This window comes from Streptosporangium sp. NPDC051023 (assembly GCF_040689595.1).
Lineage (GTDB): Bacteria > Actinomycetota > Actinomycetes > Streptosporangiales > Streptosporangiaceae > Streptosporangium.
The window spans coordinates 1-14,645 of record NZ_JBFBCE010000145.1 but is presented as its reverse complement, the minus strand read 5'-3'; the positions used below and the strand labels follow the sequence as shown (position 1 = coordinate 14,645).

The 14,645-nt window shown below is 70.5% G+C and carries 11 protein-coding genes; 7 read left to right on the top strand and 4 right to left on the bottom strand.

The window, feature by feature from the left end; all coding sequences use genetic code 11:
• Positions 1–623 precede the first annotated feature (623 nt).
• Positions 624–1,589 (bottom strand): pirin family protein, encoded by a 966-nt coding sequence (locus tag AB0395_RS46105; RefSeq protein ID WP_366294055.1) that lies wholly within the window; start codon positions 1,587–1,589, stop codon positions 624–626.
• A 136-nt stretch (positions 1,590–1,725) separates the two neighbouring features.
• Positions 1,726–3,099, bottom strand: a complete 1,374-nt coding sequence (locus AB0395_RS46100) for a serine hydrolase (RefSeq protein ID WP_366294052.1) — start codon at positions 3,097–3,099, stop codon at positions 1,726–1,728.
• Positions 3,100–3,281: 182 nt separating this feature from the next.
• Between AB0395_RS46100 and AB0395_RS46095 the strand changes: the two genes are divergently transcribed.
• On the top strand, positions 3,282–5,045 hold the full coding sequence (locus tag AB0395_RS46095) for a histidine kinase (RefSeq protein ID WP_366294049.1): 1,764 nt from the start codon (positions 3,282–3,284) through the stop codon (positions 5,043–5,045).
• Positions 5,046–5,051: 6 nt separating this feature from the next.
• On the opposite strand, the gene AB0395_RS46090 is transcribed toward AB0395_RS46095, so the two are convergent.
• Complete coding sequence (locus AB0395_RS46090) at positions 5,052–5,900, bottom strand: fused MFS/spermidine synthase (RefSeq protein WP_366294046.1); 849 nt, start codon at positions 5,898–5,900, stop codon at positions 5,052–5,054.
• 63 nt (positions 5,901–5,963) lie between these two features.
• Here AB0395_RS46090 and AB0395_RS46085 point away from each other — a divergent pair, with 63 nt between their 5' ends.
• The 4 genes from AB0395_RS46085 to AB0395_RS46070 all read left to right on the top strand — a co-directional run bounded on the left by AB0395_RS46085 (position 5,964) and on the right by AB0395_RS46070 (position 11,105).
• Entirely contained in the window at positions 5,964–7,511 is a 1,548-nt protein-coding gene (locus AB0395_RS46085; protein WP_366294044.1) for a penicillin-binding transpeptidase domain-containing protein, read from the top strand.
• A gap of 127 nt (positions 7,512–7,638) precedes the next feature.
• Positions 7,639–9,972: a tetratricopeptide repeat protein gene (locus AB0395_RS46080; RefSeq protein ID WP_366294041.1), complete on the top strand. Its 2,334-nt coding sequence runs from the start codon at positions 7,639–7,641 to the stop codon at positions 9,970–9,972.
• Between the two features lie 67 nt (positions 9,973–10,039).
• Entirely contained in the window at positions 10,040–10,714 is a 675-nt protein-coding gene (locus AB0395_RS46075) for a hemolysin III family protein (RefSeq protein ID WP_366294038.1), read from the top strand.
• A 10-nt stretch (positions 10,715–10,724) separates the two neighbouring features.
• A complete protein-coding gene (locus tag AB0395_RS46070) occupies positions 10,725–11,105 on the top strand; it encodes a PPOX class F420-dependent oxidoreductase (protein ID WP_366294036.1) in 381 nt (126 codons plus the stop codon).
• Between the two features lie 139 nt (positions 11,106–11,244).
• Here the strand turns inward: AB0395_RS46070 and AB0395_RS46065 are convergent, their stop codons facing one another.
• Positions 11,245–12,444, bottom strand: coding sequence for a M20 family metallopeptidase (locus AB0395_RS46065; RefSeq protein WP_366294034.1), 1,200 nt, complete (start codon positions 12,442–12,444; stop codon positions 11,245–11,247).
• A 127-nt stretch (positions 12,445–12,571) separates the two neighbouring features.
• Here AB0395_RS46065 and AB0395_RS46060 point away from each other — a divergent pair, with 127 nt between their 5' ends.
• Together AB0395_RS46060 and lat are read left to right on the top strand one after the other, a co-directional pair.
• Entirely contained in the window at positions 12,572–13,138 is a 567-nt protein-coding gene (locus AB0395_RS46060) for an HdeD family acid-resistance protein (protein WP_366294031.1), read from the top strand.
• A gap of 114 nt (positions 13,139–13,252) precedes the next feature.
• Positions 13,253–14,554 (top strand): L-lysine 6-transaminase, encoded by a 1,302-nt coding sequence (gene lat, locus AB0395_RS46055; RefSeq protein ID WP_366294029.1) that lies wholly within the window; start codon positions 13,253–13,255, stop codon positions 14,552–14,554.
• Positions 14,555–14,645: the final 91 nt, after the last annotated feature.

Here is a 14,645-nt window from a genome sequence, read left to right as displayed (position 1 = left end):
GGCTCCTACACCCAGCGGTTTTTTAAACTCGAGTGGCTCGGGAAGATGAACGACAAAACCTCTTCCGTTCAGCTCTTTACCAAGGATTAGGCAGAATAGGCGCTCGACCGGCTGAACGACCAGGCCTCTTCCGCCCTTATCGGTGATCTCGCGCTGCAATGACAGCTGGAGGGGGCGAGCCGATCAGTGCGGCCGAAGCCGTGGAAGGTCAGCGACGAGCTGTGGGCGGTCATCGAACCGCCGCTGCCGCACAGCAGCGCAGAGCCTGCTGGTCAGGCCGCGAACGGTTCGATGACCGCCTGCCCCTGCAAGACATCCTGTTCGAGCCGCACATCGGCATCGCCTGGGAGCACCTCTCCCAAGAGCCGGGGTGCGGCTCGGGCATGACCTGCCGGCGGCGGCTGAACGAATGCCGCAAGGCAGGGGCTGGAGGGATCCGGGGCATGTGCGGTCAGATGGCCTGCCTGCCCCGGTATGGCCGAGCGGTTGTTGGTATGTCGTTCCGCGTTTCTTATGGCCCGTCCCAATTACGGGAAGCTGGTTTTCCGTAAAACGGCCGGAAGCCGTTCAGGCCGAATACCTCCTGCTTCCTTGGCTGGTGGCGGTCTTCGGTGAGGTGGCGGTCAGGCGTGGCCTGCGGGGATGGTGCCGAGGCGGCCTGCCTGGTAGTCCTCGAAGGCCTTGACGAGTTCCTCCTGGGTGTTCATCACGAACGGGCCGTAGTGGGCGACCGGTTCGCCGATCGGTTCGCCGCCGAGGACGATGACCTCCAGGCCCGAGGTGGGCGAGGCGGTGATGGTGATGGTCTCGGCGTCGGTGGTCAGGCCTGGGCGGTTGCCGAAGCCCTCGAAGACGGCGAGTTGCCCGCCGGTGATGGGTGCCTTCTCCGTGCCGACGCTGCCCTTGCCGGACAGCGCGTAGGTCAGGGCGTTGAAGTCCTTGCGCCAGGGCATGGTGAGCTGGGCGCCGGGGCTGATGCTGGCGTGGAGCAGGGTGATCGGGGTGTGGGTCGCGCCGGGGCCTGCGTGTCCGGCGACGTCGCCGGCGATCAGGCGGACCAGGGCGCCTCCGTCGTGGCTGCTGAGCAGGGCGACCTTGGCGCGTCCGATGTCCTGGTACTTCGGGGTGAGCATCTTGTCCTTGGACGGGAGGTTGACCCAGAGCTGGATGCCGTGGAAGAGGCCGCCCTGCTGGACGAGCCACTCCGGCGGGGCCTCGATGTGCAGCAGGCCGGATCCGGCGGTCATCCACTGGGTGTCCCCGTCCGCGATGACACCGCCGCCGCCGTGGGAGTCCTGGTGAACGAACGTGCCGTCGATGATGTAGGTGACGGTCTCGAAGCCGCGGTGCGGGTGCCACGGCGTGCCCTTGGGCTCGCCCGGCGCGTAGTCCACCTCGCCCATCTGGTCCATCATGATGAACGGGTCGAGGTACTCGGGCTTGATGGTGGCCAGGGCCTTGCGGACAGGGAAGCCTTCGCCCTCGAAGCCGCTGGGCGCGGTCTCGACGGCGAGCACCTTCCGTCCGATCCCCAGGTCCTGCGGGATTCGGGGCAGGGCCAGGATGTTGTCGACGGTTACGGCTGGCATGTCTACGCTCCCTTCAGCGTGGTTCGCCATCCATAACTAAGTTGATAATTCAACTATTCCGCGACAGGGAAACCGCGGCGCGAGAGGCGCCGCGGTTCCGGGGCCAGGCCTGCCCCCCTTGCCGAAGCCGGCCTGACTACCTCGCCCTGAGCAGGCTGAACGAGCCCTTGCTCAGGGAGACCATCTGGGGAGCGACCTTGGACTCGTCGAGGGGCTCCTTGGTGTCGTAGGCCAGCGCGGTGACGACGTAGGTCCTCCCCGAGGCGGAGCGTCCGAGGTAGGCCAGGTCCAGCAGGCCCAGCTCGGAGCCGCCCTTGAACCAGACGGTCGGCCACTTCTTGGAGTTGAGGTCCAGGCCGTCGTAGCCGGACAGCGCGTCGCTCAGCGGCCTGGAGTTCAGCTTGGTCAGGCCCACGTAGGCGCGGCAGATGTCACGCGGGGAGCCGAACCACTCAATCGTGTCGACCTCGCGGGGCTTGTCCCACTGCTTGATGTCCGTCAGCGCCTGCTTGTCGACGACGTTCTTCAGGTACTCCCGCTTCTTGGCCACGCCGAGCCCCAGGTAGGTCCTGGCCTGCTCGGGGTGGTTGACCCCCTTGAGCAGGAAGAACTCCTTCGTGGTCAGGAAGGGGGTGTTCAGCTCCGAATGGTCGGACCACTGGCGGACCTTGGCCTCGACGGCCTTGCGGCCGACGGTGTGGATGAGCATGTCGGCGGCGGTGTTGTCGCTGATCGAGATCATCAGCTTCGCGGCCTCGCGGACGGTGACGGTGCTGTTGTCCGGGCGGTCCCACAGGCCGCCCTCGCTCGGGCTCTTCCACTCCGGCTTGATCGTGAGCTTGGTGTTCCAGCTGAGCCCGCCGTCGCGGATCTTCTCCGCCACCGCGCCCAGCACGTAGAGCTTGAAGATCGAGCCCAGCGGGCGCGGCTTGTCCTCGGCCACGCCGTGCACGACCTGGCACCGGCCTCTGGCGTCGATCTCGGCGGCGAGGAAGCCGACGTTCGGCGCGACGGTGCGCAGCCGGGAGTCCAGCTCGCTCCAGCTCTTCGGGCCCGGCGGGACGGGGCCGGGTGCCGGAGGGATCTGCAGCTCGTTGATCTTCCCGTCGCCGTCGACGGAGATCGCGATGAGGTACCTCTGCTCGCCGAGCTTCGCCGTGCCCTGCAGCACCGTGGGCTTGACGGTGGTCAGGCTCTCCAGCGCCAGCCCCTTGAGGCCTCCGGCGAACGTGTTGATCTCGTCGACGGAGATCGCCGTCAGGAAGCTCTCCGCGAAGTGCTCCCGCAGCTCGCTCTCGGCGAGGGGTGCCCGGGAAACGGCGTCGAAGAACCAGGTCAGCTGCTTGCCCGCCGGGCTGTCCGGGATCTCGGGGGCGGCGGTGGCCGCCTGGGCGACCGTCTGGGTGGCCGCGACCGCGCTCTGCCCCCCGGCTGCCAGGGCGGTCATGGGCACGACCGCTGCGGCGAGGGCCAGGGCCAGCAAACGCGTCGATCTGAACGGCAATCTCACGAAGAGCTCCTTGGTGAACAGGTTCCGTGGCCGCCCCCCCGGCGGCCTTGATCCGAAACTAGGGGCGGCCCGTCCCTCCGGAACACCTGGCCATCCTCCGTTCCGAGGGGTGCGGCAAACTGCATCAGGTGTGTGGACAACCTCATGGACGGCGCCTTCCCCGATGGGTCACGCTGCGCTCCATGACTCGCGCGACCCCGCCTCCCGCCCTCGCCGCGCTGATGGCCGCGGTGGCCGCAGGCGGGATCGTCGCGGGCGGGCTGCTGGAGACCGGCCTGCCCGCACCGCCCGGCCAGTGGCTGTTCATCGTCATGTGCATGGTGACGCCCGCGATCGGCTGGCTGGTCGCGGCCAGGCGGCCCGACAACGTCTACGGCTGGCTGCTGCTGGCCGCCGCCGACTGCCTGGGGCTCGGCGCCCTCGGCGCGAGCATTCTGATCAACCTGCCCACCGACCGGGGTCCGCTGGCCGGCATCGCCACCGTGCTGGCCTCGCTTTTCACCGTTTTCTACGGTCTGACCTGGGTGGTCATCCCGCTGCTCTTCCCCGACGGGCGCCTGCCCTCGCGTCGCTGGCGGATCGGGATCTGGGTCGCGGTCGTGGGGATCACCGCCCACTGGGCGGGCCTCCTGCTGAGCACCGACATGGTCTACACCGTGGTCTTCTCCAAGGGCAACCCCCTCGGCCTCGATGGGGTCGCCGGGCTGATCGCCGCGGCCGTCAGCGCCGCCGGGCAGTTCGTGACCTTCCTGGTCGCGCTGTCCGTGCTGGTCTCCCTCGTGCTGCGCTGGTGGCGGAGCGCCGCCGTCGAGCGCCGCGTGCTCCGCTGGATGATCATCGGGGTCGTGGGCACCCTGGGCGGGTTCGTGCTGATGACGCTCTTCCCGCCGGACGACTACAGCGTCGCGCTCGGTCTCCTGGCCTCGATGGTCACGCTTCCCGCCGCGATCGTCGCGACCGTTTTCCGGCACGGCCTCCTCGACATCAAGGTGGGCATCAGGGGTTCCCGGATCTTCCTGGTCTTCGACCTCAGGCCGACGGTCGACGAGCTCCTGACGGAACTCGGTCCCGGGCTTGAGGAAGCGGAGCCGGTCGAGCAGCTGGGCAGGCTGGCGGGAGCCGTACAGGCGGGGCTGGAGACCCGGTGGGCCGCCGTCCAGCTCGCGGACGGCACGAGGGTCGTCGCGGGCGACGAGGACGGCGAGGCCGTGCTCACCGTGCCCGCCGGGCTCGGGCACATCGCGTGCGGCCCCAAGGACGCCGGGCGCTTCACCGCCGAGGACCGCAGGCTGCTCGGGGCGCTCGCGGTGCCGATCGGGCTCGCGATCCAGAACGTGGGGCTGGCGGCCCGGCTGGTCAACGCGCAGGAGGCCGAGCGGCGGCGGATCGAGCGCAACATCCACGACGGGGTGCAACAGCAGCTCGTCGCGCTGATCGCGGGCCTGGAACTGGCACGGGCGACCGGCGGCGGCACGGAGACCCTGACCCTCCTGCGCGAGGAGGCCCGGCAGACCTTGACCGACCTGCGGGAGCTCGCGGCGGGCATCCACCCGTCCGTGCTCAGCCAGGGCGGCCTGGTCGAGGCGGTCGAGGAACGCTGCTCACGGCTGCCGGTGACCACCACGGTGACCACGGACCCCGGGTTGCGCGCACGCCGCTTCCCCGACGAGATCGAGGGCGCGCTGTACTTCACGGTGAGCGAGTCGGTCGCCAACGCGCTCAAGCACGCGGAGGCCTCCCGGATCGAGGTACGGCTGACGCAGGCCGAGGGACGGCTGCAGGCCGTGGTCTCCGACGACGGGAAGGGCTTCGACACGGCCGCGGCCGGCCGCGGGAGGCTGGGGACGCCCGCGGACCGGATGAACGCCCTCGGCGGAGGACTCCAGCTGACCAGCGGCCCGGGCGAGGGCACCAGCGTGCGGGCCTGGGTGCCCGTGCCCGCCTGAGGACGCTCAGCCGAACACCTCCGGCGGCGGGACGGGAATGACCACCGGATCGCCGTCGCGCAACGGCGGAGACCCGGCGACGAACTTCACCAGCTCCTCCCCGTACAGGCACCGGGCCCGGGTCAGGCCGCCCGCCGTCCTGCGGGTCAGATCGGCGTAGGGGAGCTCGGTGCGGGAGGCGGCGATGATGAGGTTGCCGAAACGCCGCCCCCGCATGACGCCGGGGTCGGCCAGCAGGGTCATGTGACCGAAGGTGCCGCCGATCGTGGCGAGCAGCCTGCGGGCGAAGGCCAGGCCCTTGCCGTCGGCGACGTTGGCCAGCAGGGTCCCGGAGGACCGCAGAACGCGTGCGACGTCGCCCATGTACTCCGTGGTGGCCAGGTCGATCGGCATCGTCGCGCCGCTGAACGCGTCGAGCACGACCAGGTCGGCGGAGGCGTCCGGCAGGCTCGCCGTCGCCGTACGGCCGTCCAGGACCCTGACCTTGAGCCGTGGCACCGACTTCAGCCTGAGCTGGTCCCTGACCAGTTGGACGAGCCCGCCGTCCGGCTCCGCGACGATCTGCCGTGACCCCGGCCTCGTCGCGGCCACGTAACGGGGCACGGTGCAGGCGCAGCCTCCCACGTGCACGGCGTCCAGCGGCCCCTCGGGGAGCAGGTCGATCACGACGGCCATCAGCTGCACGTACTCGAAGTCGAGATACGTGGGATCCTCCAGATCCACGTAGGACTGGGGTACGCCGTCCTTGGAGATCACCCACCCGGAGGGCCTGTCCAGATCTCCCAGGAGGTCGACCTCGCCGAAGCTCACCGGGTAGCGGCCAGGCATCGGCCCCGGTGGTTCCCGCCTGATCACTTTTGCCCCACTTTCCAGTGCCGTTCCTGTACAACCGAGAGGGACACCTCTGGGAGAAACCGTATGCGTACTCGAGCGGTCCTCGTGCTCACCACCGTCGTGCTCGTCATGATCGGCGCAGGCGTCTACGCGCTGCTGCGGCCGACCGGATCCGCGGTGCACGCGGAGGCGGCCGTGGGGCCCGAGGAGACGGGCAAGGCCTACCTGTCCTCCTGGCAGGACAGCGACCTCAGCGAGATGAGCCGGATGGTCGTCTCTCCACCGGCCGACTTCGCCCAGCGGCACCTGGACTTCGCCCGCGACCTGGACGTCGAGTCGCTGAAGCTCGTCCCCGGCACGCTGAGGCGGCCGAGCGGGCAGGAGGCGGAGCTGCCCTTCCACGGGGTCAGGAAGATCAGGAACCTCGGTGACTGGCCGTTCGAGTCGACGCTGCGGCTGGTCCTGCGCGGTGGGCGCTGGAAGGTGCTGTGGCTGCCGGAGACGATCCATCCGGCGCTCGCGGGCGGCGGCAGGATCGCCTTCAAGGAGATCCCGGCGCCCGCGGCCGAGCCGGTTACCGACTCGGGAGCCCCGTTCCCGCACGACAGCGGGGCGGAGAGCTACCGCGGGTTGTTCGGCGCCGACTCCGAGGAGACCACCGGCTACGCCCTTGAGGCGATCCGGGCGGACGGGAGCAGGAAGGAACTGGCGTCCTTCAGGCCGCCGCACGCGAAGGAGGTCAGGACGACCGTCTCCCGGCCCGTCCAGGCCGCGGCGGCCCGCGCGCTCGACGGCGTGGACAGGCCCGCCGCGATCGTCGCGATCCAGCCCCGCACCGGCGCGGTCCTCGCCGTCGTCGACCGGCTCGGCGCGGGGAACGGCGGGCAGAACGCCTTCCGCGGCTACTACCCGCCGGGGTCGACGTTCAAGGTGGTCACCGCGACCGCCCTGCTCGCCGCGGGCCTGGATCCGGACACACCCGTGCGGTGCCCGGCCACCTACACACCCCCGAGGGCCAGGACGATCCACAACGCCGGAGGGCACGCCGCCCCAGGGCCGGTCACCCTGACCACCGCCTTCGCGGTCTCCTGCAACACGACCTTCGTCGAGCAGGCGGGCCGCCTGCTCGCGAACGGCGACGACCTGGTGCGGGCCGCCGAGCTGTTCGGGTTCGGCAAGGACCTCGAGGTCTCCGGGGTCTGCGGCAGGATCCGAACCCCGGCGGACGAGGACGAGCTGGCCTCCGACGCCATCGGCCAGGGCTCCGTCGAGGCGAGCCCGCTCTGCATGGCCCTCGTGGCGGCGGCCGTACAGGACGGCTCCTGGCGCTGGCCGGTCCTGGTCCCGGGGCGGTCGCCGTCGGTGAAGCCGGTCCCGCTGCCGCAGAAAACGGTCACCGGCCTGCGCACGATGATGCGGGCGGTCGTCTCCGACGGCGGCACCGCCGCCTCGGGCGGTCTTCCCTCCGGTACGGCGGGCAAGACGGGGACCGCCGAGGCGGCAGGGGGCAAGGAACACGCGTGGTTCATCGGCTATCGCGGCGAGCTGGCCTTCGCCGTCCTCGTCGAGAACGGCGGCAGCGGCGCGGAGGGGGCGGTCCCCATCGCGGCCAGGTTCCTCAAGGCCCTTTGACGGCAAGGCCCTGTGACGGCGTGCCGTGTTTTCTGGGCATGCTGGAGGGGGCGGCGTTAGATTCGTCACAACGGGGTGCGGCGCGCGCCGTCGGGGGCCTTCGCGCTGATGTCAGGGGAGCTTCCGCATGGGTGTGGATCGTGTGGCCCCGGAGGGCGGCCAGCGGGTTCAGGCGTACGGCCACGCCCAGCAGGCCGCGCAGTACGGTGGAACACAGATCAACAACTTCGGTGGCCGGGAGCCGCAGCGGCTCGTGAGAACGCCGGACACGCTGGTGCCGCCACCCGTCACGATGGTCGGGCGGGAGGCGGAGCTGGACGACCTGCTCACGCTCGTCGACCAGGCGCGCTCCGGGGGACGCCCCGTGGTGCTCTCCGCGGTGCACGGCATGGGCGGGATCGGCAAGACCGCGCTGGTGCGGGCTCTCACCGCCCGAGTCCGCGACCGGTTCGCCGACGCCAGGATCGAGCTGGACCTGTTCGGCTTCACCCCGGGTGAGGAACCGCGCGATCCGGGGGACGTGCTGTCCGAGCTGCTGGGCCTGGTCGGGTTCCCCGCCTCGGAGGTTCCGGCCGACGTGGCGGGCAAGTCCCAGCTCTGGCGGGCCTGGCTCGCCGACCGCCAGGTGCTGCTGGTGTTCGACAACGCCAGGAACGCCGACCAGGTACGACCGTTGCTTCCCGGTCACGCCCGGCACTGCCTCGTGCTCGTCACCAGCCGTAACCGGCTTGACGGGCTGGACGCCCACCGGAGGGTGCAGATCGAGGCGCTGCCCGAGGCGGACGCGGTCGCGCTGCTGGCGGGCGCCGCCGGGCGCGAGGAGGGTCAGGACAGGCGGACGCTGGCGGAGCTGGCGCGGCTGTGCGGGTTCCTGCCGCTGGCGCTGCGTCCCGTTGGCGCGCTGCTGGCCGAGCTTGACCCGGCGGACCTCCTGGAGACGATGAGCGACACCGCGCGGCCACTGCGGCACATCCGCGACGGGGAACGGGAGACCCGCGCCGCGTTCGAGCTGTCCTACCGGGCGCTCGAGGAGGACCTGAGGGAGCTGCTGGACGCGTGCGCCGCGCATCCCGGCCCCGACTTCGACGCCGCCTCGGTCGGGGCGCTGGCCGCTCTGCCCCGCCCCGTTGCGCGGGTCGGACTGGCCGAGCTGGCCAAGCGCAGCATGCTGGTCCTCGCCATGCCGGGCCGTTACACCTTCCACGACCTGTTCCTCGGCTACGCCCGCGAGGCGGGTGCCGGGCATGACGCCGCGTGGGCCGGCCAGGCCAGGGCCAGGCTTTACCGCCATCTGTACCAGGCGGCGGACGGCGCGACCGAGGAGCTCCTCGGCCGCCTGGGGGCGGTCGCGGACGCGCGGGACACGGCGCGCTCCGGCAGGGCGGCGCGTGCCAGAGCCTGGCTGGTTCCCTCGACGGGTGAGCTGCGCGCCTGTTGTGCCGCCGCGCTGGACGACCGATGGGAACGGGCCGCCGGGTTCGTCAAGGTCGTCGGGTGGTGGCTGCTGCTTGAGGGCCGTGCCGACCAGGCCGACGCGCTCCACACGGCCGCGTACGACGTCGCGCGCGAGATGGGAAACCCCTGGGAGCAGGCGAGCGCGCTGTACGGCCTGGCCGGCGTCGAGGAGAAACGCGCCCGGTACGGTCAGGCGGTGAGCCTCTACCGGCAGGCACTCGTCCTGTACGAGGAGGTCGGCGACCGGCAGGGCCAGATCTCCGCGCTGTGCGGCCTGGCCGAGGTCGTCCGGTTGCGCGACGACCATGACCAGGCAGCTGTCGTCTACCAGCGGGCGCTTGAGCTGTCGGAGGAGTCCGGCGACCTGCTCGGCCAGGCCGACGCGCTGTGCGGGCTGGCCGACGTCGCCAGGCTGCGTGACGACTACGGCCAGGCGGGCGTCGTCTACCGGCGGGCGCTCGCCCTGTACGAGGAGGTCGGCGACCGGCTCGGGCAGGCCAACGCGCTGCGCGGCGTCGCCGACGTCGACAGGCTGTACGGCGAGCACGACAGCGCCGTCGAGACCTATCGGCGGGCGCTGGAGCTGTTCGAGGAGATCGGTGACCGGCGAGGTCAGGCGGACGTGCTGCGCGGCGTCGCCGAGGCGGCGAAGCTGCACGGTGACTACGACAGCGCCGTCGAGACCTATCGGCGGGCGCTGGAGCTGTTCGAGGAGATCGGCGACCGGCCAGGGCAGGCCAGCACGCTGCGCGGCGTCGCCGACGTCGCCAGGCTGCGCGGGGAGCATGACAGCGCCGTCGAGACCTATCGGCGGGCGCTCCCGCTGTACGAGGGCGATGCGCTGGGCCAGGCCAGTGTCTTCCTATATGTCGCCCAGATCGAGGTGGCCAGGGGGCGGTGGCCGGAGGCCAGGCAGGCCTACCACAGGGCGGCGAAGATCTACGCGTCGGCCGGGTTCGCCCACTGGGCCGAGCTCTGCGAGAGCAGGGCGAGAAAGCTCGGGTGAGCCTGGCCGTTCCCGATGTAGGACAGATCACAACCTACGTAAGCGTAAGTTACGCTAGCGTAGGTTCATGACCACGACCGCCGCCGAGGGCTTCACGCTCCCCGGGCCGACCAAGCCCCGCCTGCGAGGCTGGTTGCACGCGGGAGCCCTGCCCGTCGCGCTCATCGCCGGATTCGCCCTCGTCGCCCTGGGCCCGACCCTGCAGGCACGGCTGGCCGCAGCCGTCTACGCCGTCACCTCGGGCCTGCTCTTCGGCATCTCCGCCACCTACCATCGGGGTACCCTCTCCCCGCGTCTCGCCGACGTGCTGCGCCGCCTCGACCACGCCAACATCTACCTGATCATCGCGGGCACCTACACGCCCTTCGCGATGCTCGCCCTCGACGGGCCCGCCAGGGCCGTGGTCCTCGCCGTGGTCTGGACGGGGGCGGTCGCCGGGGTGCTGTTCAGGGTGCTGTGGATCTCGGCTCCCCGATGGCTCTCCACGGCGCTTTACATCGCCCTCGGCTGGACGGCCGTCTTCGTGTTCCCCCAGTTCGTGGCGGGTGCCGGGGGCGCCGCCGTACTTCTCGTCCTCGCAGGCGGGCTGCTCTACACCGCGGGCGGCGTCGTGTACGGCCTGCGCCGCCCCGACCCCTCGCCCCGCTGGTTCGGCTTCCACGAGGTCTTCCACACGTTCACCGTCGCCGCCTACGTGGTCCAGTACGTCGCGGTCTCGCTGGTGGTCTACGCGGCGGCGTAAGGTGCCGGTCATGACGACGATCGAGGATCTGGCCGCCGAGCAGTACGTCTCCGTGACGACCTTCAGGAAGAACGGCGCGGCGGTGCCGACACCCGTGTGGGCCGCGCTGGACGGCGACGGCATGGTGATCTGGACCGTGGCGTCCTCGGGCAAGGTCAAACGCGTCCGCGCGGACCCGAGGGTCGTCGTCGCGGCGTGCGACGTGCGGGGGAACACGCGCGGTGAGCAGGTCGGGGGGCGGGCGTCCGAGCTGCCCGCCGAGGAGACGGAGCGGGTGCGCCGCCTGATCCTGAAGAAGTACGGCCTGACCGCCAGGGTCCTGATGATCGTGAGCAGGATCCGCCGGGGTGAGAACGGCACGGTGGGCATCAGGATCGTCCCCGACGCCTGAGCCACCGGCCTCCCTGAGGCGTGCCCGCCCACGACGGGTGTCTCCTGTGCCGGGTCCCGGCGGCGGGCTCCCTGACGGCCGGGTCCCGTGGCAGGCCTCGGCGCGGGGTTCCGGGTGCCCGCCGTGGGGAGGCGGGCGGTCAGACCGCCGTGACCTCGAGGCGGCGCGCCGCGAGCTCGGCGTAGAGCGCGGCCCCGTCCGGCAGCACCGCGTCGTCGAACTCCGCGTCGGGGGCGTGGTTGTACGCGGCCTTCTCCGGGTCGCCGCCGGACAGGCACGCGCCGAGCGCGACGAACGCGGAGGGCACCTGGTCGCAGACGTAGGAGAAGTCCTCGGAGCCGGTGAACGGGTTCGAGGCGCCGCGGAAGCGCTGCTCGCCGTAGACCTCCCTGACGGTCGCGGCGACGAAATCGGCCTCGGCCTCGTTGTTGACCGTGACCGGGTAGTTCACCCGGTAGTCGGCCTCCACGTCCAGCCCGTGGGCGGCGGCGATGCCCTTGACCAGGGCAACGGAGCGCTCCTGGAGCCGCTCGTGTGAGGCCCCGGAGAACGACCTGATGGTCACCTCGAAGCGGGCCTCCTCGGGGATCACGTTGTTGACGGTGCCCGCGTGGAAGCTGCCGACGGTGACGACCACCGGGTCGAAGACGTCGAAGCCCCGCGTCACCATGGCCTGCAACGCCAGGACCATCTCGCACGCGGCGGGGATGGGGTCCTTGGCGCGGTGCGGCGCCGAGCCGTGACCGCCCGCGCCGCGCACGGTCACGACGAGGTCGTCGACGGCGGACATGATCGGGCCGCCCTTGGTGAGGAACACCCCCTGGGGGAGCAGCGAGCTGACCACGTGCAGGGCGTAGGCCGCGACGGGACGCTCGCCCGCCGCGTCCAGCGTCCCCTCGTCGATCATGAGTTTCGCGCCGCCGTACCCCTCCTCGCCCGGCTGGAACATGAAGATCACGTTTCCGGCGAGCCGGTCGCGCCTGGCGGACAGCAGGTGCGCCGCCCCGGCCAGCATGGTGGTGTGCAGGTCGTGGCCGCACGCGTGCATCCTGCCCTCGATCTGCGAGGTGACCGCGGTGCCGTTGCGCTCCGAGACCGGCAGGGCGTCCATGTCGCCCCGCAACAGCACGGTCGGGCCGGGGCGCGTCCCGCGCAGCACCGCGGTGACCGAGCTGAGCCGCTCGCCGAGCCGTACCTCGAGGGGCAGGCCGGAGATCGCCTCCAGCACCTTCTCCTGGGTGCGCGGCAGGGCGAGGCCGAGCTCGGGCTCCCGGTGCAGGGCGTGCCTGAGACGAACCAGCTCATCGCGCATGTCGGCGGCGGACTCACGAAGGGACATGGATCATTCCTCCTGGCGGTTCGACGGCTTGAAGGCACGATAGCCCGATTTAACCCAATTGAGGTCTCGTGTTGCCGAGCTACTGGAAATGAACTGATCATGCGAGGGCGATCGCACGGGAGGGCACATGGAAGAGCTGTCGCGTACCTGGTGGGTGTATCTGGTCCGTGGTGTCTGCGCGATCCTGTTCGGCCTGCTGGCGATCTTCTGGCCGCGCATCACCGTCTACTACCTCCTCATCATCTTCGCCGCCTACGTCATCGCGAACGGGGCTCTCGCCCTGTTCGGCGCGGGCAGGGGGGCGGACTTCGGCTCCCGGGGGTGGACGATCTTCTATGGCGTCGTCAGCATCCTGACCGGCCTCGTGGTCTTCATCTGGCCGCAGGTGACCGCCCTGGTCCTGCTGTTCTTCATCGCGAGCTGGGCCGTCATCACCGGCATCCTGGAGATCGTGGTGGGGATCAAGCTCCGCAGGGCCATGGCGAACGAGTGGATGTTCATCGTCGGCGGCGTGCTGTCGGTGCTGTTCGGCATCCTGTTGTTCGTCTGGCCGGGCGCGAGCGCGCTGGCCGTGCTCTGGCTCATCGGCCTCATGGCCATCGTGTACGGCATCGCCCTGGTGGTGCTGGCCTTCCGGGTCAAAGGGCTCGCCTCCCACGGGCCCGGTCCCTCGAGCACTCCCCGTGTCGCGTAGCTGCAGGATAATCTCCAGAAAAATCAGCTTCTATGCGTAATGTCTCCATATAGATGCGTCATTTACGGGGAATAATCCCTCAAACCCGCCGTGGGGGAGACCTGTGGAGGAGACATGGACGTACACAGCCGCCTCGCTCGACATCTGCTCGTGGACGGCTACCGGCTGGTTCTGGACCTCGACCGCAGCCGGGGCTCCCGGCTGGTCGACGCCCGCACCGACCGGAGCTACCTGGACTTCTACACCTTCTTCGCCTCGGCGCCGCTGGGGGTGAACCCCTTCGACGACGATCCGGACTTCCTGGCCCTGCTCGGCAGGGTCGCGGCGAACAAGCCCGCCAACTCCGACCTGTACACCAGCTATCTCGCCGACTTCATCGAGACGTTCAACCGGGTGCTCGGCGACCCCGAACTGCCGCACCTGTTCTTCGTCGAAGGTGGGGCCCTGGCCGTCGAGAACGCGCTGAAGTGCGCCTTCGACTGGAAGAGCCGCCGCAACGAGGCGGCGGGCCGTTCTCCCCGCCTGGGCACCAAGGTGCTCCACCTCACCCGCGCCTTCCACGGCCGCAGCGGCTACACGCTCTCGCTGACCAACACCGACCCGATCAAGACCGACCGTTTCCCGATGTTCGACTGGCCCAGGATCGAGGTGCCCGCGATCCACTTCGGCGACGTCGAGGCGGCGGAGAGGCGGTCGCTGGCCCAGGCGCGGGCCGCCTTCGAGCGGTATCCGCACGACATCGCCTGCTTCATCGCGGAGCCGATCCAGGGCGAGGGCGGCGACAACCACATGCGAGCCGAGTTCCTGCAGGCGATGGAGCTCCTGTGCCACGAGCACGACGCGCTGCTCATCATGGACGAGGTGCAGACGGGCGCCGGGATCACCGGCACCCCGTGGGCGCACCAGCAGCTCGGCCTGCGCCCCGACATCGTGGCCTTCGCCAAGAAGGTCCAGGTCGGCGGGGTCATGGCGGGACGCAGGGTCGACCTGGTTCCGGACAACGTGTTCCGGGTGAGCGGCCGGATCAACTCGACCTGGGGCGGCGGGCTGGTCGACATGGTGCGTTCCCGCAGAATGCTGGAGATCGTGGAACGCGACGGCCTGATCAGGCGTGCGGGCGAGCTCGGTCAGGACCTCCTCACCGCGCTGCAGAAGATCCAGGCCCGCTTCCCCGGCCTGGTCCGCAACGCCAGGGGGCGCGGCCTCATGTGCGCCTTCGACCTGCCGGACCCGGGCTCGCGTGACCGCCTGGTCGCCCGGCTCAGACGGGACGAGGGCGTGCTCGTCCTGCCGTGCGGCGAGCGGTCGATACGGCTCCGCCCCGCGCTCTCGGTCACCGCGGAGGAGCTCCGGGAGGGCACGACCGCCCTCAGCAGGGCACTGGAGGCCTCCGAAGACCTGAAACTGTCTGCCTAGTGTCCTGCGCCGGTAATCCGTCGTTAGATCCTGTGTGAACTCTTCTGGTGAGCCGGTGCGTCGTCGGGGTCCGAAGTTGGAGCCGTTGGTG